The 24,004-nt window shown below is 66.7% G+C and carries 23 protein-coding genes; 14 read left to right on the forward strand and 9 right to left on the reverse strand.

The genetic code is table 11. The annotated features are described in order from the left end of the window. Nucleotides 1–35 precede the first annotated feature (35 nt). The gene (locus CVM50_RS20390) at nucleotides 36–1,580 is read right to left on the reverse strand and encodes an ABC transporter substrate-binding protein (protein ID WP_085887229.1); all 1,545 of its coding nucleotides are present in this window, start codon (nucleotides 1,578–1,580) and stop codon (nucleotides 36–38) included. 61 nt (nucleotides 1,581–1,641) lie between these two features. After that, the gene (locus CVM50_RS20395) at nucleotides 1,642–2,430 is read right to left on the reverse strand and encodes a class II aldolase/adducin family protein (protein ID WP_085887297.1); all 789 of its coding nucleotides are present in this window, start codon (nucleotides 2,428–2,430) and stop codon (nucleotides 1,642–1,644) included. A 180-nt stretch (nucleotides 2,431–2,610) separates the two neighbouring features. Between CVM50_RS20395 and CVM50_RS20400 the strand changes: the two genes are divergently transcribed. Together CVM50_RS20400 and CVM50_RS20405 are read left to right on the forward strand one after the other, a co-directional pair. Next, a complete protein-coding gene (locus CVM50_RS20400; RefSeq protein ID WP_085887230.1) occupies nucleotides 2,611–3,327 on the forward strand; it encodes a GntR family transcriptional regulator in 717 nt (238 codons plus the stop codon). After that, entirely contained in the window at nucleotides 3,324–4,358 is a 1,035-nt protein-coding gene (locus CVM50_RS20405) for a histone deacetylase family protein (RefSeq protein WP_085887231.1), read from the forward strand. The genes CVM50_RS20400 and CVM50_RS20405 overlap by 4 nt, the downstream gene beginning before the upstream one ends. A gap of 75 nt (nucleotides 4,359–4,433) precedes the next feature. Here CVM50_RS20405 and CVM50_RS20410 read toward each other — a convergent pair whose 3' ends face one another. The 5 genes from CVM50_RS20410 to CVM50_RS20430 are packed head-to-tail and all read right to left on the reverse strand — an operon-like array spanning nucleotide 4,434 to nucleotide 8,431. Beyond that, a complete protein-coding gene (locus CVM50_RS20410) occupies nucleotides 4,434–4,934 on the reverse strand; it encodes a GAF domain-containing protein (protein ID WP_085887232.1) in 501 nt (166 codons plus the stop codon). 8 nt (nucleotides 4,935–4,942) lie between these two features. Then, nucleotides 4,943–5,719, reverse strand: a complete 777-nt coding sequence (locus CVM50_RS20415; RefSeq protein WP_085887233.1) for an ABC transporter ATP-binding protein — start codon at nucleotides 5,717–5,719, stop codon at nucleotides 4,943–4,945. Next, nucleotides 5,716–6,564: an ABC transporter ATP-binding protein gene (locus CVM50_RS20420; RefSeq protein ID WP_085887234.1), complete on the reverse strand. Its 849-nt coding sequence runs from the start codon at nucleotides 6,562–6,564 to the stop codon at nucleotides 5,716–5,718. The genes CVM50_RS20415 and CVM50_RS20420 overlap by 4 nt, the downstream gene beginning before the upstream one ends. Further along, complete coding sequence (gene nikC / locus CVM50_RS20425) at nucleotides 6,561–7,463, reverse strand: nickel transporter permease (protein ID WP_198431955.1); 903 nt, start codon at nucleotides 7,461–7,463, stop codon at nucleotides 6,561–6,563. Before nikC ends, CVM50_RS20420 begins: the two co-directional genes overlap by 4 nt. Continuing rightward, nucleotides 7,463–8,431, reverse strand: coding sequence for an ABC transporter permease (locus tag CVM50_RS20430; protein WP_408634080.1), 969 nt, complete (start codon nucleotides 8,429–8,431; stop codon nucleotides 7,463–7,465). The genes nikC and CVM50_RS20430 overlap by 1 nt, the downstream gene beginning before the upstream one ends. A 192-nt stretch (nucleotides 8,432–8,623) precedes the next feature. Between CVM50_RS20430 and CVM50_RS20435 the strand changes: the two genes are divergently transcribed. The 8 genes from CVM50_RS20435 to CVM50_RS20470 all read left to right on the forward strand — a co-directional run bounded on the left by CVM50_RS20435 (nucleotide 8,624) and on the right by CVM50_RS20470 (nucleotide 17,194). Then, nucleotides 8,624–9,235: a helix-turn-helix domain-containing protein gene (locus tag CVM50_RS20435; RefSeq protein WP_085887236.1), complete on the forward strand. Its 612-nt coding sequence runs from the start codon at nucleotides 8,624–8,626 to the stop codon at nucleotides 9,233–9,235. A gap of 44 nt (nucleotides 9,236–9,279) precedes the next feature. Further along, nucleotides 9,280–10,866, forward strand: coding sequence for an ABC transporter substrate-binding protein (locus tag CVM50_RS20440; RefSeq protein WP_085887237.1), 1,587 nt, complete (start codon nucleotides 9,280–9,282; stop codon nucleotides 10,864–10,866). Between the two features lie 71 nt (nucleotides 10,867–10,937). Beyond that, nucleotides 10,938–12,032 (forward strand): M24 family metallopeptidase, encoded by a 1,095-nt coding sequence (locus CVM50_RS20445; RefSeq protein WP_085887238.1) that lies wholly within the window; start codon nucleotides 10,938–10,940, stop codon nucleotides 12,030–12,032. 175 nt (nucleotides 12,033–12,207) lie between these two features. Beyond that, nucleotides 12,208–13,146, forward strand: coding sequence for a helix-turn-helix domain-containing protein (locus CVM50_RS20450; RefSeq protein ID WP_159457050.1), 939 nt, complete (start codon nucleotides 12,208–12,210; stop codon nucleotides 13,144–13,146). Between the two features lie 236 nt (nucleotides 13,147–13,382). Next, a complete protein-coding gene (locus CVM50_RS20455; protein ID WP_085887240.1) occupies nucleotides 13,383–13,931 on the forward strand; it encodes a 2,4'-dihydroxyacetophenone dioxygenase family protein in 549 nt (182 codons plus the stop codon). 96 nt (nucleotides 13,932–14,027) lie between these two features. Beyond that, the gene (locus CVM50_RS20460) at nucleotides 14,028–15,281 is read left to right on the forward strand and encodes an MFS transporter (RefSeq protein WP_085887241.1); all 1,254 of its coding nucleotides are present in this window, start codon (nucleotides 14,028–14,030) and stop codon (nucleotides 15,279–15,281) included. Between the two features lie 87 nt (nucleotides 15,282–15,368). Beyond that, nucleotides 15,369–16,193, forward strand: a complete 825-nt coding sequence (locus CVM50_RS20465) for an SDR family NAD(P)-dependent oxidoreductase (RefSeq protein ID WP_085887242.1) — start codon at nucleotides 15,369–15,371, stop codon at nucleotides 16,191–16,193. Next, nucleotides 16,190–17,194: a zinc-dependent alcohol dehydrogenase gene (locus CVM50_RS20470; protein ID WP_085887243.1), complete on the forward strand. Its 1,005-nt coding sequence runs from the start codon at nucleotides 16,190–16,192 to the stop codon at nucleotides 17,192–17,194. Before CVM50_RS20465 ends, CVM50_RS20470 begins: the two co-directional genes overlap by 4 nt. 81 nt (nucleotides 17,195–17,275) lie before the next feature. Here the strand turns inward: CVM50_RS20470 and CVM50_RS20475 are convergent, their stop codons facing one another. Then, on the reverse strand, nucleotides 17,276–17,878 hold the full coding sequence (locus CVM50_RS20475; RefSeq protein ID WP_085887244.1) for a LysE family translocator: 603 nt from the start codon (nucleotides 17,876–17,878) through the stop codon (nucleotides 17,276–17,278). 239 nt (nucleotides 17,879–18,117) lie between these two features. On the opposite strand from CVM50_RS20475, the gene CVM50_RS20480 reads away from it, so the two are divergent. From CVM50_RS20480 to CVM50_RS20495, 4 genes are all read left to right on the forward strand, one after another. Further along, on the forward strand, nucleotides 18,118–18,450 hold the full coding sequence (locus CVM50_RS20480) for a hypothetical protein (RefSeq protein WP_157792255.1): 333 nt from the start codon (nucleotides 18,118–18,120) through the stop codon (nucleotides 18,448–18,450). Between the two features lie 76 nt (nucleotides 18,451–18,526). Then, complete coding sequence (locus tag CVM50_RS20485; RefSeq protein WP_085887246.1) at nucleotides 18,527–18,955, forward strand: c-type cytochrome; 429 nt, start codon at nucleotides 18,527–18,529, stop codon at nucleotides 18,953–18,955. Further along, nucleotides 18,936–20,339, forward strand: a complete 1,404-nt coding sequence (locus CVM50_RS20490) for a multicopper oxidase family protein (RefSeq protein WP_232618327.1) — start codon at nucleotides 18,936–18,938, stop codon at nucleotides 20,337–20,339. Before CVM50_RS20485 ends, CVM50_RS20490 begins: the two co-directional genes overlap by 20 nt. 118 nt (nucleotides 20,340–20,457) lie before the next feature. Beyond that, the gene (locus CVM50_RS20495) at nucleotides 20,458–22,929 is read left to right on the forward strand and encodes a heavy metal translocating P-type ATPase (protein ID WP_085887247.1); all 2,472 of its coding nucleotides are present in this window, start codon (nucleotides 20,458–20,460) and stop codon (nucleotides 22,927–22,929) included. A 442-nt stretch (nucleotides 22,930–23,371) separates the two neighbouring features. Here the strand turns inward: CVM50_RS20495 and CVM50_RS20500 are convergent, their stop codons facing one another. Continuing rightward, nucleotides 23,372–23,752, reverse strand: a complete 381-nt coding sequence (locus CVM50_RS20500) for a response regulator (RefSeq protein WP_085887248.1) — start codon at nucleotides 23,750–23,752, stop codon at nucleotides 23,372–23,374. Between the last annotated feature and the right edge of the window lie 252 nt (nucleotides 23,753–24,004).

Raw genomic sequence — 24,004 nt, forward strand, 5'->3', positions numbered from 1 at the left:
GGCGACGGCAACGCCGCCCCTCCCGATATCAGGATTTACTCTTCGATCCAGGCGTCGCGCAGGCCGTCGTTCAGACCGATCCCCGTGGTGATCAGGTTCTTGACGTTGCAGCGATAGATCGTCGGGAACTCGATTTCGAGCAGCCAGGCGACGGGCACGTCTTCCACGATCTGCTGCTGGATCTCGGTGTAGAGCTCCTGGCGCTTCTCGTTGTCGGGCTCGACGGCGGCCTGTTCCCAAAGCTTGTCCATTTCGGGGTTCACGTAGCCCTCGACGTTGTTCCAGGGGCTGCCCTTCTGGATCTGGCTCTCGACGTAGTTGCGCGCCACGCCCAGGGCCGGATCGCCGTACTGGTAGAGATAGGTGAAGGCCATGTCGTAGTCCCAGTTGGCCGTCTTCTCGTTCCAGCCCGCGACATCGGCGCTGTCGATCTCGACCTCGATGCCGACCTCGCCCAGGTTCTGCTTCACCGCTTCGGCCCAGCGTTGCCAGGTCTCGCCATAGGGCAGCGGCAGCAGGCGGACGGGGGTGCCGTCATAGCCCATCTCGTCCAGCAGTTCCTTCGCCTTCTCGGGGTCGTAGGGGTACTGCGGCACGTCGTCGGTGTAGAAGTTGGTCTTCGACGACACGGGGCCCGTGGGCACGGTGCCGAAGCCGTTCCAGACCACGTCCTTCACGAACTCGCGGTCCATGGCGAACATGACGGCCTGGCGGAACCGCTTGTCGGCGGTCGGCCCTTCGCGGTTGTTCAGCCACATCCAGGCGTGGGGCGCGAAGAATTCCCAGCCCTTGGAGCTGGAGCAGACGTTGTCCATCTCGGTCAGCCGCGCCACATCCCAGTTTTCCACGGCACCGCCGGGCAGCACGTCGACCTCGCCGGTTTCGAAGGCCACGGCACGCGAAGCCGCATCGGGCACCACGCGGTAGTAGAGGTCATCGATATGCGGCAGCCCGTCGATGTAGTAGTCCTCGTTTTTCGTCAGGTGGATGTAGCTGCCCTTTTCCCACTCCACAAACTCATAGGGACCGGTGCCGATCGGCGTGGCATTCATCTCGTTCGTGGCATAGTCGGTGCCTTCGTAGATGTGCTTGGGCACGATGGGCATGGAGCCCGCCTCGAAGGCGTTGATGAAGGGGCCGTAGGGTTCCTTCATGTGGATGACGATGGTGTTGGCATCCGGCGCCTCGACGCTTTCCACATGGGAGAAGGCGCCGCGGAAGCGGGCGTGGTTGTCCTGCAGGAACTTGGTGGAGAAGATCACGTCCTCCGACGAGAAGGGCTCTCCGTCATGCCAGGATACGCCTTCGTTGAGGATGAAGGTATAGGTCATCCCGTCTTCCGAGATGCTCCATTCCTTCGCCAGCGAGGGCTGCGGCTCCAGGTCGGTGTTGTAGCGCAGCAGGCCTTCGTAGATCTGGCCGGCCACCATCTGGGTCGGCGCGTTCTGCACCAGGCCCAGCATCAGGCTGGGGGGCTCCGGCTGTACGATCAGGTCAAGCCGTCCGCCGTCCTGTTGCGCCACAGCGCCGGTCGCCATGGTGGCGGCGACGAGGAAAGTCGTTGCCTTCAGAAGTTTCATCTTGGTTTTCCCTGTTGGTTTGGGGTTAGTCGGACCCGGTTTGCCGGGCCTCGGTTTGAATTCAGGCGATGTAACCGGGGGCCTCCCGGTCCAGAAGCCGCAGGATCGACGCCCATTCGGGGTCCTGCCCCGAGGCCTCGATCTTGTCGTAGGCGCGGGCGTATTGCCCGGCCGTGTGGGCCGCGACCTCATCGGACAGCGGATCGGGCGTCAGCCCCATCGAAAGCGCCGCCACCTGGGCCTTGCACGACCGTTCCAGGTTCAGCGCCAGCTTCACCGCTTCGGCCACGGACCGGCCACAGACCAGCGTGCCGTGGTTGCGCAGCATCAGAACGTTGAGGCGGCCCAGGTCAGCTATGATGCGCTGCCGTTCTTCCAGGTTCAGCGCGATCCCCTCGTAATCGTGGTAGGCGATGGCGTCGTGGAACTGTGCCGACCACTGGTTCAGCGACATCAGCCCCTCGCGGACCGAACTGACGGCGACGCCTGCCACCGTGTGGGTATGCAGCACGCAGGCCGCATCGTGGCGTGCCATGTGGACGGCGGAATGGATGGTGAAGCCGGCGGCATTCACCCCGTGGCCATAGGGATCGTCGAGGATCGCGCCCTCTTCGTCCACCGTCACCAGGTTGCTGGCCGTCACCTCGTCGAACATCAGGCCGAAGGGGTTCAGCAGGAACCGTTTCTGTCCCTCGGGCCCGTCGGGCAGGCGGGCGGAAATATGGGTGTAGATCCCGTCGTCCATCCCCTTCAGCGCGATCACCCGATAGGCGGCGGCCAGATCGCGACGGATCTCGGCCTCGGTCTTCGGGCTCTGCGCGGCGGAGGGCTCCCCTCCCCCGAGCGACATGGATTCTTCGGGCATCGGCCTGGAAGGCGTGGTCATGGGCGGCTCTGCCTTTCGGATCAGCTTCGGATCGTCCGTTCTCGTAAAAGAGATTGCCTGACGGCGCTTGAGTCAAGAAGATTGTCGACAGCCGACAAAACGACAGATAGTCAGGTCCTGAGATGATTGAGATTTGGACGCCGCATGACCCGGGACACCAGCGCCGTGACTGAGGCCTACCCGTTCCTGCCCCTCAGCCGGGATGGCTTGGTCGACCGGGTCGCCCATTCGCTGGTCAATGCCATCCTGTCGGGCGCGATCCGCCCGGGCGAACGGCTGGCCGAATCCCAGATCGCCCGCCAGATGGACCTGTCGCGCGCCCCCGTTCGCGAGGCGCTGCGCCTGCTGGAAAGCTCGGGTCTGGTGGAATACCGCGCCAACCGCGGCTTCTTCGTCCACGTGATTTCAGCCACCTCGATCCGAGAGCTTTACGAGCTGCGCATCGTGATCGAGACGGCCGCCGTACGCGCCCTGACGGAGACGAACCCGGGCGCCCTGCCCGGCCTGCGCGCCCAGATGGCCGAACTGCACCGGCTGGCCGACGAAGGCGCCGAGATGATGGCCCATGTCTCGGCCGACATGCAGTTCCACCGGCTGATCTGCGAAGGCTCCGGCAACCGGCGCTTCCTGCAGGTCTTCGACCAGATTTCCAATGAGACGAAGCTGGGCCTGCTGGTGATCGGGCGTCTTTACGACGACGCGCACCGCATGGCCGAAACGCATGAGCCAATCATCGCGGCCATTGCCGCGGGCGATGCGGAGGCCGCCGCCGCCGCCATCGCCTATCACATCGGCGTCGCCAAGGATCTGGTGACGGCCCATATCGAAGCCCAGCAAAATCAGGAGGCCGGCAGGACATGAAATGCTATTACGCCAAGGCGACCGAGGCCCATGACCCGGTCTTCCGCATCTCCCTGGGCCGCATCGCCCGCAACGCCGAACAGGCCGAACGCGCGCGCCTTCTGCTGGCCGGGCTGGATCAGCTGGACCTGCCGGTGACCGAACCGGACCCCGCCCCGCGCGAGATCCTGGAGACAGTGCACACCAGGGAGCTCCTGAGCTTCCTCGAAACCGGCTGGGCCGAGTGGCAAACCCTGCCCGACGCCGGGCCGGAGGTGGTGCCCAATGTGCATGCGCTGAACAAGGAACGCACCTACCCCAAGCACATCATCGGCCGCGCCGGCTGGCACATGGGCGACACCTCCGCCCCGCTGGCCGAGCACAGCTGGGAGGCCACCCTGGGGGCCGTGGCCGCCGCCCATGCGGCCGCACGCGCCGTGCTGGAGGGCGACCGCAGCGCCTATGCGCTCTGCCGTCCGCCGGGGCACCACAGCTCCGCCGAGGTGGTGGCGGGGCACTGCATGCTGAACTGCGCCGCGGTGGCCGCCGAAACGCTGAAGACGCGGCACGAACGCGTCGCAGTGCTGGACATCGACGTGCACCACGGCAACGGCACCCAGGACATCTTCTATGAACGTGACGACGTGCTCTTCGTCTCCGTCCACGCCACACCGGAAACCTACTACCCCTTCTTCGTGGGGTACGCCCATGAAACCGGCGCGGGTGCGGGCGACGGGTTCAACCTGAACATCCCGCTGGCGCAAAGCACCGGCGACGACGGCTGGTGCGCGGCGCTGGAAACGGCGCTGGCGCGGGTGGCGGAGTTCGCGCCCGATGCGCTGGTCCTCAGCCTCGGCCTAGATGCCCATGAAAACGACCCGCTGAAGGGGCTTAAAGTGACCTTCGACGGCTTCACCCGCGCGGGCCGGATGATCGCCGATGCTGGGCTACCGACGGTTCTGGTGCAAGAAGGCGGCTACCTGTCGCCCGACCTGACCACCTCCCTCGTGGCCTTCATGAGCGGCTACATGGGACGCGACGCTGCGGCCTGAGCCAGCCCCCATCCACGCAAGAGGCGCCGCCGACAGCCCGTCGACGGCGCCTTTTTCATACGCAAGGTCAGTTGCTCAGCCCGCCAGCTGCATGGCCACGGCACAGGCGGCCAGGGCCGGCAAACGCAGCGTGTCGTGGATCTGCGCCACGCGCTCGGCCGTGTAGTAGCCTTCCTCGTGCAGGATGTTCATCGTGGCGATGACCTTGCCGCCCATGATGATCGGCAGGTTCACAACCGACCCGCAGCCCAGCTTGCCGATCAGCTCGGCATCCGGAAAGACCGTGTCGATGTCGGCCAGGGTGTTGGACACGAAGGCCTCCTGCCGGGTCAGCACCTGGTCGAACCAGCGGTTCATCTCGATCGGTTTCTCACCCGAGGTCGGGTAGTTCTCGGCGTCATCAGTATAGGCGCGCCGCGCCACCATCGCCTCGGTATCCGAGGTCATCACGGTGAACAGCTTCGCCCCCACCGTGGCCTTGGTCAGACGGCACAGCGCATCGAAGGCCGCCTCTTCGGTGGCGGCGCCGGTCAGTTCGGCGGTGAAGGCGTCAAGCGCCCGGGTCGTGTCAGTCATGGAAGTCCTCAGGTGTCGGATGCGGCCAGCGGCGCGGGCGCATCAGGGTTGCCGCCAGATGCGGCATACAGGTCGCGCGTGTAGGGGTCGGCGAAGCTGCCGTCGTACAGCGCGGTCTTGGGGGCGATCTCGACGATGCGGCCCTTGTTCATCACCGCCATGCGATCGCACATGAAGCTGACCACGGGCAGGTTGTGGGTGACCATCAGGTAGGTCAGCCCCTGCTCGCGGCGCAGGCGTTTCAGCAGGTTCAGGATCTCCGCCTGCACCGACACGTCCAGCGCCGAGGTCGGCTCATCCAGCAGCATTACTTTCGGCTCCAGCATAAGGGCGCGGGCGATGGCCACGCGCTGACGCTGCCCGCCCGAAAGCTGGTGCGGAAAGCGGAAACGGAAGCGCCGGTCGAGGCCCACGGCCGCCAGCATCTCGATCACCTTCGCGCTGCGGTTGCCGATGCCGTGGATGGCCAGCGGTTCGGACAGCACGGTGTCGATCGTCTTGCGCGGGTGGAGCGAGGCATAGGGATCCTGGAAGACCATCTGGCAGGTCTCGGAAAAGGCCCGGTCGGGGCCGTGTCCGCGCGGCTTGCCCAGGACCGAGATCGCCCCGGTCCACTGCGGCGCCAGTCCCGCGATGGCCTTCAGCACCGTCGACTTGCCCGACCCGCTTTCGCCCACCAGGGCAAAGCTTTCGCCCTCGGCCACGTCGAAGGTCACGTCACGGACGACCTTGGTGTCGCCGTAGGAAATATCCACGTCCTTGAGGGAAATCGCCGGCGCGGTCATGTGCTTTCTCCTGCGGTACGGTCGAGGACGGGCAACTCGTCCCGGGTTTCCTGCATCCGGGGCTGCGCCGCCAGCAGACCCTGGGTGTAGGGGTGCTGCGCCTTGTGCAGATCGGCGGCGGCGCAGCTTTCGACGACGCGGCCGGCGTTCATCACCAGGATGCGGTCGCAGTAGCGCGCCACCAGGTTCAGGTCGTGGGAGATCAGGATCAGCCCCATGCCGTTGCCGGTGACCAGTTCCTCGATCAGGTCCAGCACCTGGGCCTGGACCGAGACATCCAGCGCCGAGGTCGGCTCATCCGCGATCAAGAGCTGCGGGCGGGGGATCAGCATCATGGCGATCATCACCCGCTGGCCCATGCCGCCCGACACCTCATGCGGGTACATCTGCGCCACCCGTTCGGGATCGTTGATGCGCACCGAGGTCAGCATCTCGATCACCCGGGCCTGCAGGTCGCGGCGCGGCAGGCGTTCATGCACCTTCAGCGCCTCGGCGATCTGTTCGCCGATGGTCATCACCGGGTTCAGGGAGAACTTCGGATCCTGCATGATCATCGAGATCCGCGCGCCCCGGATGCCGCGCATCTGCCGCGCGCTCTGGGCCGCCAGCTCCAGCCCGTCGAAGCGCAGAACATCCGCCGTCTGGCGGCCCGGGGTGCGGATCAGGCGCAGGATGGCGCGGCCGGTCATCGACTTGCCCGAGCCGCTTTCGCCGACGATGCCCAGACGTTCCTCGCGACCCAGGGTGAAGGAGAGGCCTTTCACCACCTCTACCGGCCCCGTCGGCGTGGCGAAGCTGACGCGGAGGTTCTCGACCTCCAGCAATGGTGCCTGTTGATCGCTCATTTCGCGCCCCCCTGTTTCGGATCCAACACGTCGCGCAGCCCGTCGCCCAGGAAGCAGAAGCCCAGAGAGACGAGGATGATGGCAAAGCCCGGCATGGTGGCAACCCACCACTGGTCCAGGATGAAGGTCCGCCCGCGCGAGATCATCGCGCCCCATTCCGGCAAGGGCGGCTGCGCGCCGAGGCCGAGGAAGCCGAGGCCGGCGGCGGTCAGGATGATGCCCGCCATGTCCAGCGTGACCCGCACGATCATCGACGAGGTGCAGAGCGGCAGCACGTGGCGGAAGATGATCCGCCCGTGCGAACCGCCGACCAGACGCACCGCCTGGATGTACTCGGCATTGCGGAAGGTCAGGGTTTCGGCCCGCGCGATCCGCGCATAGGCGGGCCAGGCTGTGATCGCGATGGCAATGATCGCGTTCTCGATCCCCGGCCCCAGGGCGGCCACGAAGGCCAGCGCCAGGATCAGCTTCGGCAGCGACAGGAAGACATCGGTCAGCCCCATCAGGATGCGGTCGACCCAGCCACCGAAATAGCCCGCCACGGCGCCGATGATCAGGCCGAGGGGCGCCGAGATCACCGCCACCAGCGCCACGATCATCAGCGTGATGCGCGAGCCGTAGACGACCCGGCTGAAGATGTCGCGGCCCAGCTCATCAGTGCCCATCCAGTGATCGGCCGAAGGCGGCAGCAGGCGCGCCTGCAGGTTCTGACCCACGGGGCTTTCCGGCGCGATCCAGGGGGCGAACAGGGCCGTCGCCAGCAGCAGGAGGATGATGACCATCCCCGCCACCGCCAGCGGATTGCGCATCAGCGCGGTGAACATGCGCCAGGCGCGGCCCAGGTTGGCCTGGGTCAGCGTGGCGGGACTGTCGTCCAGAAGCCAGTCACGGGTGCTCATCAGCGGCTCCTCGGGTCGAGGACGCGGTAGAGCACGTCCGACACTTTGTTGATCAGGATGAAGACCGAGCCGATGACCAGCGTGGCCCCGAGCACGGCATTCATGTCGGCGTTCAGCAGGGCCACCGTCAGGTAGTTGCCGATGCCGGGCCAGCTGAAGACGGTCTCGATCATCACCGAACCTTCCAGCAGGGCCGCGTAGCTGAGGCCGATGACGGTGATCAGCGGCACGCGGATCGGCTTGAACCCATGCGACCAGATCACCCGCCATTCCGGCACGCCCTTCACGCGGGCGGTGGTGATGAACTCCTGCCCCAGCTGGTCGAGCATGAAGCTCCGGGTCATCCGCGCGATGAAGGCGAGGGAGAAGAACCCGAGGATGGAGGCGGGCAGCAGCAGGTGCGACAGGGCGTTCCAGAAGACCGTCCAGTCACCCGCGATGGCCGCGTCGATCAGCATCACGTTGGTCACCGGCGGCACCAGCCCTTCGTAGAAGATGTCCAGACGCCCCGGCCCCGCGACCCAGCCCAGCCCGGCGTAGAAGACCGCCAGCCCGACGAGGCCCAGCCAGAAGGCCGGCACCGAATAGCCCAGCAGGGCGAAGACGCGCATCACCTGGTCGACCCATTCGCCGCGCCGCGTGGCGGCCCAGACGCCCGCGGGCACGCCCAGCACGACACCGATGATGATGCCCAGCGTCGCCATTTCCAGCGTCGCCGGGAAGACCCGCGCCAGGTCTTCGGCCACGGGCCGGTTGGTCGAGATGGAGCGTCCGAGGTCGCCCTGCGCCACCGACCAGACGTAATCGAGGAACTGCACGATCATTGGCCGGTCCAGCCCCATGGCGATCCGCGCCGCGTCGTATTGCTCCTGCGTGGCGCGGTCGCCGACCACCGACAAGACGGGGTCGATGGGCACCACGCGCCCGATGAAGAAGGTGATCGCCAGCAGCCCGAGGAAGGTCAGCATGGTGACGACGACAAAGCCGCCAACCCCCCGCGCCCGCCGCCCGGCGCGCACCGCCAATGTTGTGTCTGTAGCCAAGGTCCGCGCCTCCTCCGGCATCGTCCAGGTGAAAAACTCTCCGCCCAGATTACAAAATTTTTTGCTATAGTAAAAATTTTTTTGTAGCCTGTGGGAAACGACCCGGAGGAAACGCCCATGGCGAGGGAGAAGCACAAGGCGGACCCGCAGATCGGCCCGCTGATCCGCAGACGGCGCAAGCAGCTTGGCCTGACGCTTCAGGCGCTGTGCGACCGCGCGGGGGTTTCCGTCGGCTACCTCAGCCAGGTGGAACGCGACAACGCCACGCCCTCGCTGGGCACCCTGGCGCAGATCGCCGACGGGCTGGAGGTCGGGCTGGAGTTCTTCATCGCCGCCCCCGGCCCCGGTGATTCCCTGACGCGCGCCGAAACCCGCCCCCAATTCTCGCTCAACGGGTCCTCGATCGGCTACGAAAATCTGGCCACCGACTTCCCCGGCGCCGAATTGTCCAGCTACATCCTGCACGTGCCGCCCGGCTATGCCTCCGAAGAGGTCAGCCATGAGGGCGAGGAGATCATCTATATCCTCGACGGCGAGATCACGCAGACGCTGGACGGCCAGGTGATCCGCATGACCGCCGGCGACAGCCTGCACTACAGTGGGTTGCGGCCACATTCCTGGACCAACCCCAGCGACCGCCCCGCCCGGCTGCTGTGGACCGGCACGCTGGCCGTGCTGAACCGCAAGGGCGCAATGAAATTGCCCGAGATGGCCCCGCTCGACGCCTGAGCGACCATCCCGGATCAACAAGAAGACCCAACAAGGAGAGAGTGATGAAACTGCTGAAACCCGCGCTTCTGGCCTCGGCCATGGCGCTTCCGCTGACGGGCGTCGCCCTGGCGGAGACCCCCGATTCCATGCTGGTCGTGGCCCAGAACATCGACGACATCGTCGCCATCGACCCCGCCCAGGCCTATGAATTCACCTCCGGCGAACTGGTCACCAACCTCTACGACCGGCTGGTGCAATACGACGCCGAGGATACCACCGTGCTGGCCCCGGGCCTGGCGTCGGAATGGACCGCGGATGCGGAGGCCAAGACCATCACCTTCACCCTGCGGGACGGTGCCACCTTTGCCTCCGGCAACCCGGTGACGGCCGAGGACGTGACCTATTCGCTGGGCCGCGTGATCAAGCTGAACCTGACGCCGGCCTTCATCCTGGCGCAACTGGGCTGGACCGCCGAGAACGTCGACGACATGGTCACCGCCGACGGCGACACCGTGACCGTGCGTTACGAGGGCGACTTCTCCCCCGCCTTCGTGCTGAACGTCCTGGCCTCGCGCCCCGCGTCGATCGTCGACAGCGTGCTGGTGATGGAGCACGAAGAAGACGGCGACATGGGCAACGCCTGGCTGAACGCCAATTCCGCCGGCTCCGGTCCCTTCTCGCTGGACAGCTACACGCCCGGCCAGATGGTCCGCCTGGCCGCCAACGAAGACTACTTCAATGGCGCCCCGGAGATGCAGCAGGTCATCATCCGCCACGTGGCAGAGGCCGCGACCCAGCAGTTGCTGCTGGAACAGGGCGACATCGACATGGCGCGCAATCTGACGCCGGACCAGATCGCCTCGCTGTCCTCAGACGAGATCAAAGTGGAGACCTTCCCCCAGGCCGCCGTCCACTTCCTGTCGTTCAACCAGAAGACCGAGAGCCTGACCGATCCCGCCGTCTGGGAGGCCGCGCGCTACCTGGTCGACTACACCGGCATGACCGACACGATCATCAACGGCCAGATGGAGGTCCATCAGGCCTTCTGGCCGAAGGGTTTCCCCGGCTCCTACGACGAGACGCCTTTCACCTATGATCCCGAGAAGGCCAAGCAGATCCTGGAAGACGCGGGCATCGAGACCCCGATCCAGGTCACCCTGGACGTGATCAACGCCGCCCCCTTCACCGACATGGCGCAATCGCTGCAGGCCAGCTTTGCCGATGCGGGCATCGATTTCGAGATCCTGCCCGGCACCGGCGCCCAGGTGATCACCAAGTACCGCGAGCGGACCCACCAGGCGATGCTGCTGTACTGGGGCCCCGACTTCATGGACCCGCATTCCAACGCCAAGGCCTTCGCCTACAACTCCGACAACTCGGACGAGAACTACCAGGCGACCACCACCTGGCGGAATGCCTGGGCCGTGCCGGACGAGATCAACGAAGAGACCATGGCCGCCCTGTCGGAATCCGACCCGGAGACCCGACTGGAGATGTACCGCGACCTGCAGCAGAAGGTGCAGGAAAACTCGCCCATCGTCATCATGTTCCAGGCCTCCTACCAGGTCGCCATGGACGCGGACGTGACGGGCTACGTCAACGGTGCCACCTCGGACTTCGTCTACTACCGGCTGGTCGACAAGGAGTGATCCGCGACCACGCCTAACCACCCCCAGGGTCGCCGGACATCCGGCGGCCCGTTTCGTTTCAGGAGTTTTCCATGTCCTACATGAAGCAGGCCGACGCGCGCCTGGCCCGCCTGCGCGCCCGCATGGCCGAAACCGGCACCGACCTGGTGGTGCTGGGCCCGTCCAGCCACATGATTTGGCTGACCGGCGTCAGCCCGCATGGCGACGAGCGGCCGGTGATGCTGCTGGTCACCGCCAGCTTCGCGGGCTTCCTCATGCCGCTGCTGAACGCCGACGCCGCACGCAAGGACACCCCGCTGCCCCTTTACACATGGGCCGACGACGATGGCCCCGAGGCAGCGCTGGACCGGCTGCTGACCGACTGCGACGCCAAGCGGCCCGAGCTGTCGGTGGTGCTGGACGAGACCATGCGCGCCGACTTCGCCCTGCGCCTGCTGGACGCGCTGGACAGCCCCCGCCGCCGCTTCACCACCGACACGGTGGGCCTTCTGCGCACCCACAAGGATGCCGAGGAAGACGCCCGCATCAAGGCCGCGCACCTGCTGAACGACCAGGCGGTCGAGGCGACCTTTGCCGCGCTCAAGCCCGGCATGACCGAGGCGCAGGTGGTCGACATGCTGGCCGATTACTACAAGGACCACGGCGCGAAGATGGCGTTCTCGCTGATCTGCTTCGGCGAAAACGGCGCCTATCCGCACCACCATTCCGGCGACACCCAGCTGAAGGACGGCATGGCGGTGATGTTCGACACCGGCTGCTACCTTGATGGCTACCCCTCCGACATGACCCGCTGCCGCTGGTTCGGCGCGACGCCCGATCCGGAGTACCTGAAGGTCCGTGACATCGTGGAAGAGGCCGTGCAGGCCGCCGTCGCCGCCGCCAAGCCCGGCGCGCGCGCCTGCGACGTGGACGCCGCCGCCCGCAACGTCATCACCGAGGCGGGCTATGGCCCCTACTTTCTGCACCGCACCGGCCACGGCCTGGGCATCGACGTGCACGAGGAACCCTATATCACCGGCACCTCCGAACGGGTGCTGGAAGTGGGCAACGTCTTCTCGATCGAGCCGGGCATCTACCTGGAAGGCAAGTTCGGCGTCCGCCTGGAAGAGATCGTGATCCTGCGCGAGGATGGCGCCGAGATCTTCTCGGAGATGCCCCGCGTCTGAGGCCCCGCCTGAGACGACACGCCCGAGACGACCCGCGCGCCGCTCTGGCCGGCGCGCGGGTCCCCCCGGCTCCCGTTTTTCGCAACAATCTTGATCTTGGCATGCATATTTGGAACGATGGCGCTCCGGGGCGCGGTCGAACCGCGCCATCGACGCACCTTTGGGAGGAGGGGCCGTGATCGAGAAATTCACCTCGTCGTCCATACCGACGGGCCGCAGGCTCGATTTCTGGAACGAGCTTTGCGAACAGAGCCTGCGAGGCACCACCGTCGACAGTGAAAGCCGCGCGTTCCGGGCCGAGATGTGGCGGCTGTCTCTTGGGGACACCACGCTGCTGCGACCGCGGTCCGATGCCTCGACCGTGCGCCGTCCGGCGGATCCGTCCGGCTGCGAGGGGCGATCCGTGGTGTTGCACATGCAGGTCGGGGGCCGCTCTCGGATGCAGCTGCGCGACCGCACCATCGAGCTGGCGCCCGGGGATTTCGTCCTGACCGATGCGGGCCACGGCTATGTGTTCGACTTGTCGCAGGGCCATGACCTGATCGTCGTCGAAATGCCGATGGAGGTCCTGCAAAGCCGCATCGACGGGCTGGCCGGCCACCTCGACCGGGCGCAGACCATCTTCACCCCCGGCGGGCGACTCTTTCGTGAATTCCTCTTCTCGCTCTGGCGGCAGGATTACATCGGCGCAGGCGATCCGGTCTTCGGACAGGGCGCCTCGCAGGTGCTGGCCGATCTCTGGGTCATGGCCCTGCGCCAGGGGCAGGAGGAACCCCAGGCGCTGAAGGGACGCAAGGAGGCGCTGCGCCAGCGCATCCTGGCCTTCATGGATGCGGAACTCTTCGACCCGGAGTTGACCATCGCCCAGATCGCCAGCGAGTTCGGCCTGTCACCGCGCAGCCTGCAGGCGCTGTTTTCCGAGATGGGCACGACGCCCACCCGCTACATCCTGTCAAAACGCCTGGACCGCGCCGCCGATTGCCTGCTGGCCGAACCCGGGCGCTCGGTGACCGAGATCGCCTTCGAACAGGGCTTCAACGACAGCGCCTATTTCGCCCGCCGCTTCCGCGCCAAGTTCGGCGTGACCCCGACCCAATGGCGCCAGCGCACCTGAACCGCTCGCGCATTTGTCCCGTCTTACCTGCGTCTAAATCCAAGTCGCCTCCCGTCCCGTCTGCCACTCTCATCGGACCAACGCGCGAACGGGAGGAGGCCGCGGAGGGTGGGCAGCGATGCCCCCGCCACGGTTGCGCCAAGGAGGAGGTATCTCGACGCCGGGCCCCTGCCCGGTTCAGGTCGGGCGCTGCCTTGCGCTCTCCCGTTCCGCAGGAACGGCAAAGGAGAGCCAGCATGAAAGACGACGCAAGCGCAGTGATGACCACCCCGCCCTCGGACGCCTTCCGCATCGTGGATGTCCCCGACCCCTTCAAGGAGCTTGCAGCGCGCCGGGGCGCGGAAGGAACTTTCGTCGGGACGGACGAAGCCGAAAGTCCCTGGATTCCCTTCGGCGACAACGCCGCGATCCGCCACCTGGCCTTCGATGTGCGCAACAACATCTTTTCCAACGTTCTCTGGATCAAGAAGCCAGGCGTCATCGGCACCCATTATCATCGCGGCCAGATCGTGATGATCTGCCTCGAAGGCAGCGCCCGCTACCTGGAATACGACTGGGTCGCCACTCCCGGGGCGTTCATCCAGGAAGCGCCGGGCGAGGCGCACACCCTGGTCACCGATCATCCCCAGGGCACCAAGCTCTTCGGCTGGATGCAGGGCGCGATCGACTTCTACGATGAAGACGCAAACTTCTCGTTCACCGCGGATGTCTGGTGGTTCATGAACCACTACGAGACCTACTGCAAAGAGAACGGTCTGGAGATCAACGAGCAGCTCTACATCTAAGGGCGCCATCCACCAGGAGACAGCGCCGGGCGGGGAGGAGACCGCGCCCGGTGCAGCCATCCAGGCTTCGGCCACAGTACATTCAGGGAGGACGACATGGCCACCATGTCACAGGCGGGCGCAGGCAAGCAGCGGTCCGCACGGTATCAGTTCATCATGGTCGCGCTTCTCAGCCTGACCTTCGGCGTGGTCTTCTTCGACCGCAACGCCCTGGGCTTTCTCATGCCCTTCATCAAGCCCGAACTGGGGCTGAACAATTCGCAGATCGGCATGCTGGCCTCTGCCCTGTCGCTGACTTGGGCCGTGTCGGCCTTCCTCATCGGGCGGTTGTCCGACAGCCTGGGCAAGCGCAAGACGCTGCTGATCGCCTCGACCGTGGCATTCTCGCTCTGCTCGGTGCTCTCGGGCCTTGCGGGCAGCTTTGCCCTCCTGCTGGGCGCGCGCCTCCTGATGGGCGCCGCCGAGGGTGGCTTCATGCCCATCGCCCACACCATGGTCGCCGCCGAGGTCTCGCCCAAGCGGCGCGGGCTGGCGCAGGGGATCACCCAGAACTTCGGCTCGAACCTGCTGGGCTCCTTCGTGGCGCCCGTCCTGCTGGTCGGTTTCGCCACCATGTTCGGCTGGCGCGAGGCCTTCTACCTGGCCGGTGTGCCCGGGCTGCTGTGCGCCCTGATGATGTGGTTCTACCTGGATGAGCCCGCCGCGCCGCCCAAACACGACGGCCCCAAGGCCTCGGCAATGGAAGTGCTGCGGAACCGCAATGTGCTGATCTGCGTCTTGCTGTCGATCCTGCTGGTGTCCTACCTGGTGATCTGCTGGGCCTTCATGCCCCTGTTCCTGACACAGCAACGGGGCATCGCGCCGGAAAGCATGGGCTGGCTGATGGGCTCGCTTGGCATCTCCGCCACCATCGGCAGCTTCCTGGTTGCTGGCCTGTCGGACAAGTACGGGCGCAAGCCGGTCATGACGCTGATGCCCCTGCTCGGCCTCCTGTTGCCCTTCGGCGCGCTCTACTTCGACGGGTCGCTCTGGGTGCTGGCGATCTTCTTCTTCATCGGCTGGGGCGTAAACGGGATCTTCCCGCTGTTCATGGCCACCGTGCCCTCAGAAAGCGTCGATCCGCGGTACGTGGCCACCGCGCTTGGCCTGTCGATGGGCCTGGGCGAGGCGCTTGGCGGGGTTCTTGCGCCCTCGCTGGCCGGGGTCGCCGCCGATGCAGTGGGCCTGCAGGCGCCGATCTGGATCATGGCGGGGCTGTCGCTGGCCTCCTTCGTGATCGCGATGTTCCTGAAGGAAACCGCGCCCAGCCAGATCGGCAAGGCCGCGCCGGTCGCCACCGCCGCCGAATAAGACGTCACCTGACGATCCTGGGGACCCGCCGCGCCATGCGCCCGGCGGGTCCCGCCCTTCCAGAAAGATCCCCGAGGAAAGCTCCCCATGACCACACTTGAGAAATTCGACCTGACCGGCCGCTCCGCCTTCGTGACCGGCGCCGCCTCGGGCCTGGGCCTGGCCTATGCCGAGGCGATGGCCGAGGCCGGCGCCAAGGTGACCCTGGCCGATCGCGATGCAGACGCCCTGGCCCGCGAGGTGAAGCGCCTCGACGAAGAGGGCTTCAGCGTGCGCGCGGCCTCCCTCGACATCACCGATCGCCCTGCCCTGACGGCTGCCGTCGACGCCCATGTCGCGGCCTTCGGCGGCTTCGACATTCTCTTTGCCAATGCCGGGGGCGACAGCAGTCCCGGGTTCTGGAACCCCGAGGGCCACCGCAATCCCGACGGCCAGGTCGACACCCTGGACCCGGAGGCCTGGGACCGCTCCATCGCGATCAACCTCACCGGCACCTTCAACTCGATCCGCGAAGCGGTGCGCGCGATGAAGGCCGCGGGCCGCGGCGGGTCGATCATCTGCACCTCCTCCAACGCGGCGGTGGTCAACGAACCCATTGTCGGGCTGCCCTACATGCCCGCCAAGGCCGGGGTGAAGCACATGGTCGAGCACCTGGCGCTGGAGCTGGCCGAATTCCGCATCCGCGTGAACGCCATCGCCCCCGGCCCCTTCGTGACCAACATCGGCGGCGGCTGGCTGAAGAAGGACCCTACGGTGCGCGCCAAGTGGGACAGCCTGGTGCCCCTGGGCCGCGTGGCGGAAACCGACCAGATGAAGCCGCTGGCGCTCTACCTTGCCTCGGACGCATCGGATTACATGACCGGGGCGCATCTGATGATCGATGGCGGCATGGCATTGGGAAGCTTCAAATGAACAAGGCAGCGATTTTCCAGGGCTTCGACGCCCCCCTTGCGGTGCAGGACCTGGCGATGCCAGAGCCTGCCCCCGACGGGGTGGTCCTGCGCGTCTCCCATTGCGGCATCTGCGGGTCCGACCTGCACATGGCCCACGATCCCGCCTTCGGCGCGCAGCCGGGCGATGTCTTCGGCCATGAATTCGCCGGCGAGGTTGTGGCCCTTGGCCGCGACTGCACGCAGTTGCAGGTCGGGGACCAGGTGTCGGTGATCCCGCTGGGCGGCTGCGGCCAGTGCCAGACCTGCCGCGTGGGCGAGCCCGCCTGGTGCAGCCAGATGACCCTCCAGGGCGGTGGCTACGGCCAGTTCACCACCACCACCGAGCGCCAGTGTCGCAAACTGCCCGCAGGCGTCACCGCCGAAGAGGGCGCATTGGCCGAACCTCTGGCGGTGGCCCTACACGGCGTGGCCCTGTCGGGGCTGACGGCGGGCGACCGGGTGCTGATCCTCGGCGCCGGGCCGATCGGACTGGCGACCGCCTTCTGGGCGCGCCGCCTGGGCGCCACCGCCGTCGTCGTGCAGGACATCCACCCGGAGGCGCGCGACCTGGCGCTGGCCATGGGCGCCACCGATTTCCTCTGCACCCCCGACGCCCCGGTCGAGGCCAGCGACGCGGCGCTCGGGCGCAAGGCCGACATCGTCTTTGACTGCGCGGGCGCCCCGCCCCTGCTGGCGCAGGCCATCGACCAGGTTCGGGTCAAGGGGCGGATCGTGATCCTCGCGCTCAGCACCCGGGAGACCAGTTTCATCCCATTCGCCGCGGTGTCGAAGGAGGTCGCGGTGCTGACCTCCGCCTTTTTCACCCTGCGCGAATACGAGGCGGCGCTGGACGCGCTGGCCAGCGGTGCCCCCGTGGCCGAGGCGCTGGTGACCCGGACCATTTCGCTGGACGACCTGCCGGAGGTCTTCGAGGGCATGAAGACGGGCCGCTCGCACGGAAAGGTCATCGTCTGCCCCTGAGGGGCGCGGGAAAGACTGGGACAGAAACGTCAAAGGCGCGACCGGGACCGCCGGCCACGCCTTTTCGCCCGCTGGGGACGCTCAGACCTTCTCGGTGGCCAGCTTCAGCCCGAGGGCGGCGAAGGACCCGGCGAAGACCCGGCGCAGCCAGGTCATCGCCCGCTCGCTCTGCAGCAGCCGGTCGCGCCCCGTGGCGGCCACCGCGGCGTAGCCCACGAAGACGACGAAGGTCATCGCGGTGAACCCCAGCCCCAGTTCCGCCAGCAGCCCGACCGAGCTGCCGGCCGGCACAAATTGCGGGATGAAGGCCACGAAGAACAGCGGGATCTTCGGGTTGAGGATGTTCAGCAAGATGCCGCGCCAGATCAGTTTGCCGGCCGGCGCCGCCTCGGTGGCCTGAACCGACAGGCCGCCCCGGTCCTTCAGGATGCCCCAGGCCATCCACAGGAGGTAGGCAACCCCCGCGAACTTGATCGCCTGGAAGAGCAGCGCGCTGGTGTGCAGCACCGCGGCCAGACCCGCCATCGCAACGATCAGGTGCAGGACGGTGGCGATGGTGCAGCCGGTCGCGGCCCAGATCCCCGCGCGCATCCCGCCGCCCAGGGTCGAGGAAAGCGTGTAGATGACGCCGATGCCGGGCGAGAGGCAGATGATGAAAGCGGTCAGAAGATATTCGAGGCTCACGGGAAATAACTCCATTCAAATCGGGATCCAGAGCACGCTAGCGCCGCCATGTCGCTGCGTAAACTCTTCCCTGTCCCGCATCACCCAAAGGCCGACCGGCGCCGGTACCACGCCCAGGCCATTGTCCTGCCGCAGCTCCCGCGACCCCGTTGCGGCCCTGTGTCCCGCACCTCATCCGGCCATAACCGGTTGACCCGCCCGGGCCAAAGCGCGAAGGATCGGGGACGGAGGGTCGCCCGTTGCGCTTGATCTGGTTCATCACTGTCCTTGCCTGGCTCGTCGCGGGCCTGGCACCGCTGCATGCGGCGGGCATGGGGATGACCGATGGCGCCCATGCGACCGCCTGTTGCCCCGAGACCGGGGCGACGAGCGACCACGACCAGGGACATGACAGCGCCGGACAGGCGCAGCTGCCCTGCAAGCACGCAGCGGTCTGTGCCGCGCTGATGATCCCACCACAGCTTCTCGGCCCCGCCAGCGATCTGGTGCCGGCCCGGTTGCACTGGCACGACAGCGCGCGCACCGCGCGCTCCGTTCCCCAGGTTGCGGACCCGCCACCGCCACGCCTCTGACGTTCCCGATCCGGGCCTGCGGGCCCCTTCGGCCGCGCATCCCGCGCGGCGCCAACCGGAACATCAGGACCATCCCATGAAACGCCCCCTTCCCTATGCCCTGGGCCTCGTCGCCCTGGGCGGCCTCGCCTATCTCGCCCTGCCGGCCCAGACCGACACCGCCAGCGCGGCCCCGGCCGAAGGTGATCCCATCGTCGAGATCACCTTGCCCGACACCCTCTCGCCGACCGCGCAGTTGGGCCAGCGCGCCTTCAATGCCGTCTGTGCCGATTGCCACGGTGAAAACGCCACCGGCAAGCTGGGCTTCGGCCCGCCCCTGATCCACAAGATCTACGAACCCTCGCACCACGGCGACATGGCCTTCGTCATCGCCGCCGCGCGCGGGGTGCGGGCGCATCACTGGCGCTTTGGCGACATGCCCGCGCAGCCCGGCGTCACCCCCGGAGAGGTCAAGACGATCATCGCCTTCGTGCGGGAGGTGCAACGTGCCAACGGCATCGACTGATCTGCGCCTGAGCCGCCGCGCGGTCTGCGCCGGCCTCGCCGCCCTGCCCGCGCTGCGCCCCGCCCTGGCCGCCACGCCGCCGCCCCTGCTGACCGCGCGGGAGGCCAGGGTGCAACTGGCCCCGCCGGCCTACGGCGCCACCCCGGTCTGGAGCTATGACGGCACCCTGCCCGGCCCGATGCTCCGCGCGCGTCAGGGCAGCCGGCTGGAACGGCGGCTGGTCAACGACCTGCCGGTGCCGACCTCGGTGCACTGGCACGGCATCCGCATCGACAACGCCATGGATGGCGTCGCCGGGCTGACCCAGGACCCGGTCGCCCCGGGCGGCCAGTTCGACTATGCCTTCGACCTGCCCGACGCGGGCACCTACTGGTATCATGCGCACACCAACTCAATGGAACAGGTGGCACGCGGGCTGGCGGGCGCCCTGATCGTGGACGAACCCACGCCGCCCGACGTCGACGCCGATCACATGCTGCTGCTGGACGACTGGCTGCTGAACCCCGACAACGGACATTTCGTCGACGGGTTCGACCACCCGATGACGCGGAGCCACGCGGGCCGCATGGGAAACCTGATGGGGGTCAACGGGCGGCATGACTTCGCGCTGCAGGCCCGGCAGAACGACCGTCTGCGCCTGCGGCTGATCAATGGCGCCAACGCCCGCATCTTCGTGCTGACACTGGAGGGGCTGACCGGCTGGCGCGTGGCGCTGGACGGGATGCCGCTGGAGACGCCCGAGATGGTGGACGGCCAGCTGATCCTCGCCCCGGCGCAGCGCATCGATCTGATCGTCGATGTCACCGCCGAGGCGGGCACCACGGCAGGACTGCTGTCGGGTACCGAGGCCGACGGCTGGCGTCTGCTGGCCGAGGTCGCAGTGACGGGCCGCGCCGCGCGGACGCCGCGCGAGGCGCCCGTGCCCCTGCCGCCCAATCCCCGCATGGTGGTGCCCGGCGCAGCCGATGCGCCGCTGCTGGAGATGCCCCTTCAGGGCGGCGCCATGCGGGGCATGACCTCCGGCCGTTACCAGGGGCAGGAGATGGGCTTTCGCGCCCTGATGCAGCGCGGCCAGTACTGGGCCCTGGCCGGTCAGGTCGGCCTGGGGCCGGAGCCCTTTGCCCGCCTGTCGCGCGGCGAGACGGCGCGGATCGCGATGACCAACGACACGATCTTCCCCCATGCCATGCACCTGCACGGCATGCATTTCCGACAGACCGGGCCGGACGGGCGGCACGGGCCCTTGCGCGACACGGCCCTGCTGATGCCCGACGACCGGGTCGAGATCGCCTTCGTCGCCGACAACCCGGGCAAATGGCTGCTGCACTGCCACATGTTGGGCCACGCGGCCTCCGGCATGACCCACTGGATCGAGGTGGCCTGAGGCCACCCACCGGGGCGGCCTCAGGCGCCGCCCCTGCCCCGACACACGCGAAACGCCCCGGACGAAGCCGGAACCTCTGCCGGTTCCGCTCCGTTTGTCCCCAAGGCAGGAGATCTTCATGACCCATGCGCACACCCACCCCGACAGCCACCAACCCGCCGACGGCGACGAGGCGATCACCCGCGACCCGGTCTGCGGGATGCTGGTCGACCCGGACGCGGACAAGCCGACCGCCGAACATGACGGGCACCTCTACCACTTCTGCTCCTCCGGATGCCGGGACACGTTCCGCGCCGCGCCGCAGGACTATCTGACTGCCACCGATCCTGTTTGCGGCATGGAGGTCGACCGCTCCACCGCCGCGCATATGCTGAAACACGAGGGCCAGAAGGTCTATTTCTGCTCCGCCCACTGCCAGGAGAAATTCGAGGCCGATCCGCAAGCCTACGCAGACGGCGTGCCCGCCCCCGAACCGATGCCCGAGGGAACGCAGTACACCTGCCCCATGCACCCCGAGATCATCCGCGACGCCCCGGGCGATTGCCCGAAATGCGGCATGGCACTGGAGCCGATGACGCCCTCCGCCGACAGTGGCCCCAACCCCGAATACGTTGATTTCAAGCGCCGCCTGGCGATCACGGCCCCGCTGGCCGCCCTGGTCTTCGTGCTGGAGATGGGCAGCCACATCGGCATCCCCTTCGCCGACTGGATCGGGCACACCGCCTTCGGTTGGCTCCAATTCGCCCTGGCCACGCCGGTGGTGCTGATCTGCTGGCCCTTCTTCAAACGGGGCTGGGCCTCTGTCACCAACCGCTCGCCCAACATGTGGACGCTGATCGCGCTCGGCACCGGGGCAGCCTATGTCTTTTCCGTCGTGTCGCTGCTGGCGCCCGGCCTCTTCCCCGCCGCCATGCGCGACGACATGGGTATGACGCCGGTCTACTTCGAGGCCGCCGCCGTGATCCTGGTGCTGGTGCTGATCGGACAGGTCATGGAACTGGCCGCGCGGGAGAAGACGGGGGACGCGATCCGCGCCCTGATGGACCTCGCGCCGAAGACCGCGCGCCGGGTCAGCGACGGTGACGAGGAAGATGTGCCGCTGGACCAGCTGGCGCAGGGCGACATCCTGCGCGTGCGCCCGGGCGAAAGCGTGCCGGTGGACGGCGTGGTGACCGAGGGCCGCTCCTCCGTCGATGAAAGCATGATCACCGGCGAACCCGTCCCGGTGGAGAAGACCGAAGGCGAGCCGGTCACCGGGGGCACGCTGAACAAGTCCGGCAGCTTCCTGATGCGGGCCGAGACGGTGGGTGCCGATACGACGCTGTCGCGCATCGTGGACATGGTATCGAAGGCGCAACGCTCGCGCGCGCCGATCCAGGGCACGGCGGACCGGGTCGCCGCCTACTTCGTCCCCGCCGTGGTGGGCGTCGCGCTCCTGGCCTTTGTCGCCTGGGCGGCCTTCGGCCCCTCGCCCGCCCTGTCCTACGCCTTCGTCGCCGCCGTTTCGGTGCTGATCATCGCCTGTCCCTGTGCCCTGGGCCTGGCGACACCCATGTCGATCATGGTCGCCACCGGACGCGGCGCCTCCGCCGGGGTGCTGATCCGCGACGCCGAGGCGCTGGAGCGCTTCGCCTCCGTCGAGGTGTTGGTGGTCGACAAGACCGGCACCCTGACCGAGGGCAAGCCCGCGCTGACGGATGTGGAGCCTGAGGGGATCGACAAGACGGCGTTCCTCACCCTGGTCGCCGCCCTTGAACGCGGGTCGGAGCACCCGCTGGCCGAAGCCATCGTCACCGGCGCCCGCGAGGCCGGGGCCGAGGACAGGGACGCGCAGGACTTCGACGCCGTGACCGGCCAGGGCGTCACCGGCACCGTGGACGGCCAGCGCGTGGCCCTGGGCAATGCCGCGCTGATGAAGGGCGAAGGCGTCGACATCAACGCTCTGACCGATCGGGCCGAGGCCCTGCAGGCCGAGGGCAAGACCGCGATGTATGTCGCCATCGACGGACAGGCCGTCGGTCTGATTGCCGTGGCCGACCGCATCAAGGAGACCACGCCGGAGGCCATCCGCGCCCTGCACGACGCGGGCCTGCGCATCGTCATGGCCACCGGCGATGCCGAGGCCACGGCGCGGGCTGTGGCGGGGGAGCTGGGCATCGACGAGGTCCACGCCGGTGTCAGCCCCGAAGACAAGCACGCCCTGATCGAGAAACTGCGCGGTGAGGGCCTGTCGGTCGCCATGGCCGGCGATGGGGTCAACGACGCCCCGGCCCTGGCCGCCGCAGACGTGGGCATCGCCATGGGCACCGGCGCCGACGTGGCGGTGGAAAGCGCGGGCGTCACGCTGGTGAAGGGGGAGCTGACGGGTATCGTCCGGGCTCGCCACCTGGCGGAGGCGACCATGCGCAACATCCGGCAGAACCTGTTCTTCGCCTTCGTCTACAACTCGGCCGGCGTACCCCTGGCAGCCGGCATCCTCTACCCGTTCTTCGGCGTGCTGCTGTCGCCGATCGTGGCGGCGGCGGCGATGAGCCTGTCGTCGGTCTCGGTGATCGGCAACGCCCTGCGGCTGCGTGCGAAGAAGCTCTGACCGGGTCTGAGGACAGCGCGCAAACTGCCCTCGCGTCCATCGCGGGGGCACCATGCCGCAATGAAGCGGCCAACCGAAAAGGCCTCGGTGGCCTGCGCACCGCAAGGACGGCTGAGCTATCGTAGTGGGGGGAGGTGGTACCGCCTCCCCGGTTTGAACGGGGGACCTCTGGATCCACAATCGATAATCTCTCCCAAAAATAAAATAAAAACATCAGCTTACATAGGGGAGTTGTGTCTCATGGCAAACAAGAGCGGATTCAAACATTTTTGCCCCCATGTATCGTGAAAGTCCTACTGACAACTGTCCCTTCGAAGACTTCTGTCCTCGCCCACCAAGACACAGGGCGCCTTGAGGTCCGCCACCCGCGTCATTCAGGATCTAAAACAGAGCAATGAACCACACTGCGTGACAAAGCTAAGCGCCCCTAGACTAACGATTATTAATAGAGAATAGAATAGCGTCGAAGCTTCATTTCGATCTCCGAGAAAGAAACGGGCTTTTTCAGGCAATCTTTTGCGCCCGCCTCAAGAGCCCTGCGCAAGAGGTCATCGTCGGCATTGCTACTGACCATCAAGATCGGGGTCTTCCGATGGGTTGTCGTCTGATGGACAAGTCTGCAAAACTCCAGCCCGTCAATTTCAGGCATCATAAAGTCGGTGAGGATTATATCAACCTCGACTTCTCCCTTTAATAGATCCTCCAAAGCCGTCCTGGGATCACTGTAAGACGCGACACAGCTAAAACCAAGTTCGCTGAGGCATATTCGTGTGAACTCGCGAGCGACATCAGAATCATCAACGATGGCCACTTTATTTTTCATCCCAGTCGATCCTAAAGTATATTTCTAGTGACATCCCCAAAAGAAGCACACCATGAATTCCGAAATGTGCGCGCGCCAAGCTCTTCAAGGGAACCTATCTTCAAGAAGCCACCACCAGTTATGCAGCCCTTACCTCAGGCTCACACCCCACAACCTAAATCCTTTTTCCGACGAAAGTTTTGGAGAAAACTCGCACGCATGCGATATCGCCGTGCTCCCAGACCAACTCGCCTTGTGCCGTGCTATACTCAC

The organism is Pseudooceanicola marinus, assembly GCF_002786295.1.
GTDB lineage: Bacteria > Pseudomonadota > Alphaproteobacteria > Rhodobacterales > Rhodobacteraceae > Pseudooceanicola > Pseudooceanicola marinus.

Bases quoted from the DNA above. Each gene is read 5' to 3' on its own strand.
- CVM50_RS20390 (WP_085887229.1), bottom strand. From the start codon at position 1,580: ATGAAACTTCTGAAGGCAACGACTTTCCTCGTCGCCGCCACCATGGCG.
- CVM50_RS20495 (WP_085887247.1), top strand. From the start codon at position 20,458: ATGACCCATGCGCACACCCACCCCGACAGCCACCAACCCGCCGACGGC.
- CVM50_RS20445 (WP_085887238.1), top strand. From the start codon at position 10,938: ATGTCCTACATGAAGCAGGCCGACGCGCGCCTGGCCCGCCTGCGCGCC.
- CVM50_RS20455 (WP_085887240.1), top strand. From the start codon at position 13,383: ATGAAAGACGACGCAAGCGCAGTGATGACCACCCCGCCCTCGGACGCC.
- CVM50_RS20395 (WP_085887297.1), bottom strand. From the start codon at position 2,430: ATGTCGCTCGGGGGAGGGGAGCCCTCCGCCGCGCAGAGCCCGAAGACC.
- CVM50_RS20420 (WP_085887234.1), bottom strand. From the start codon at position 6,564: ATGAGCGATCAACAGGCACCATTGCTGGAGGTCGAGAACCTCCGCGTC.
- CVM50_RS20500 (WP_085887248.1), bottom strand. From the start codon at position 23,752: ATGAAAAATAAAGTGGCCATCGTTGATGATTCTGATGTCGCTCGCGAG.
- CVM50_RS20430 (WP_408634080.1), bottom strand. From the start codon at position 8,431: ATGCTGACCTTCCTCGGGCTGCTGGCGATCACCTTCTTCATCGGGCGC.
- CVM50_RS20415 (WP_085887233.1), bottom strand. From the start codon at position 5,719: ATGACCGCGCCGGCGATTTCCCTCAAGGACGTGGATATTTCCTACGGC.
- CVM50_RS20435 (WP_085887236.1), top strand. From the start codon at position 8,624: ATGGCGAGGGAGAAGCACAAGGCGGACCCGCAGATCGGCCCGCTGATC.
- CVM50_RS20410 (WP_085887232.1), bottom strand. From the start codon at position 4,934: ATGACTGACACGACCCGGGCGCTTGACGCCTTCACCGCCGAACTGACC.
- CVM50_RS20460 (WP_085887241.1), top strand. From the start codon at position 14,028: ATGGCCACCATGTCACAGGCGGGCGCAGGCAAGCAGCGGTCCGCACGG.
- CVM50_RS20485 (WP_085887246.1), top strand. From the start codon at position 18,527: ATGAAACGCCCCCTTCCCTATGCCCTGGGCCTCGTCGCCCTGGGCGGC.
- CVM50_RS20465 (WP_085887242.1), top strand. From the start codon at position 15,369: ATGACCACACTTGAGAAATTCGACCTGACCGGCCGCTCCGCCTTCGTG.
- CVM50_RS20405 (WP_085887231.1), top strand. From the start codon at position 3,324: ATGAAATGCTATTACGCCAAGGCGACCGAGGCCCATGACCCGGTCTTC.
- CVM50_RS20470 (WP_085887243.1), top strand. From the start codon at position 16,190: ATGAACAAGGCAGCGATTTTCCAGGGCTTCGACGCCCCCCTTGCGGTG.
- CVM50_RS20400 (WP_085887230.1), top strand. From the start codon at position 2,611: ATGACCCGGGACACCAGCGCCGTGACTGAGGCCTACCCGTTCCTGCCC.
- nikC (WP_198431955.1), bottom strand. From the start codon at position 7,463: ATGAGCACCCGTGACTGGCTTCTGGACGACAGTCCCGCCACGCTGACC.
- CVM50_RS20440 (WP_085887237.1), top strand. From the start codon at position 9,280: ATGAAACTGCTGAAACCCGCGCTTCTGGCCTCGGCCATGGCGCTTCCG.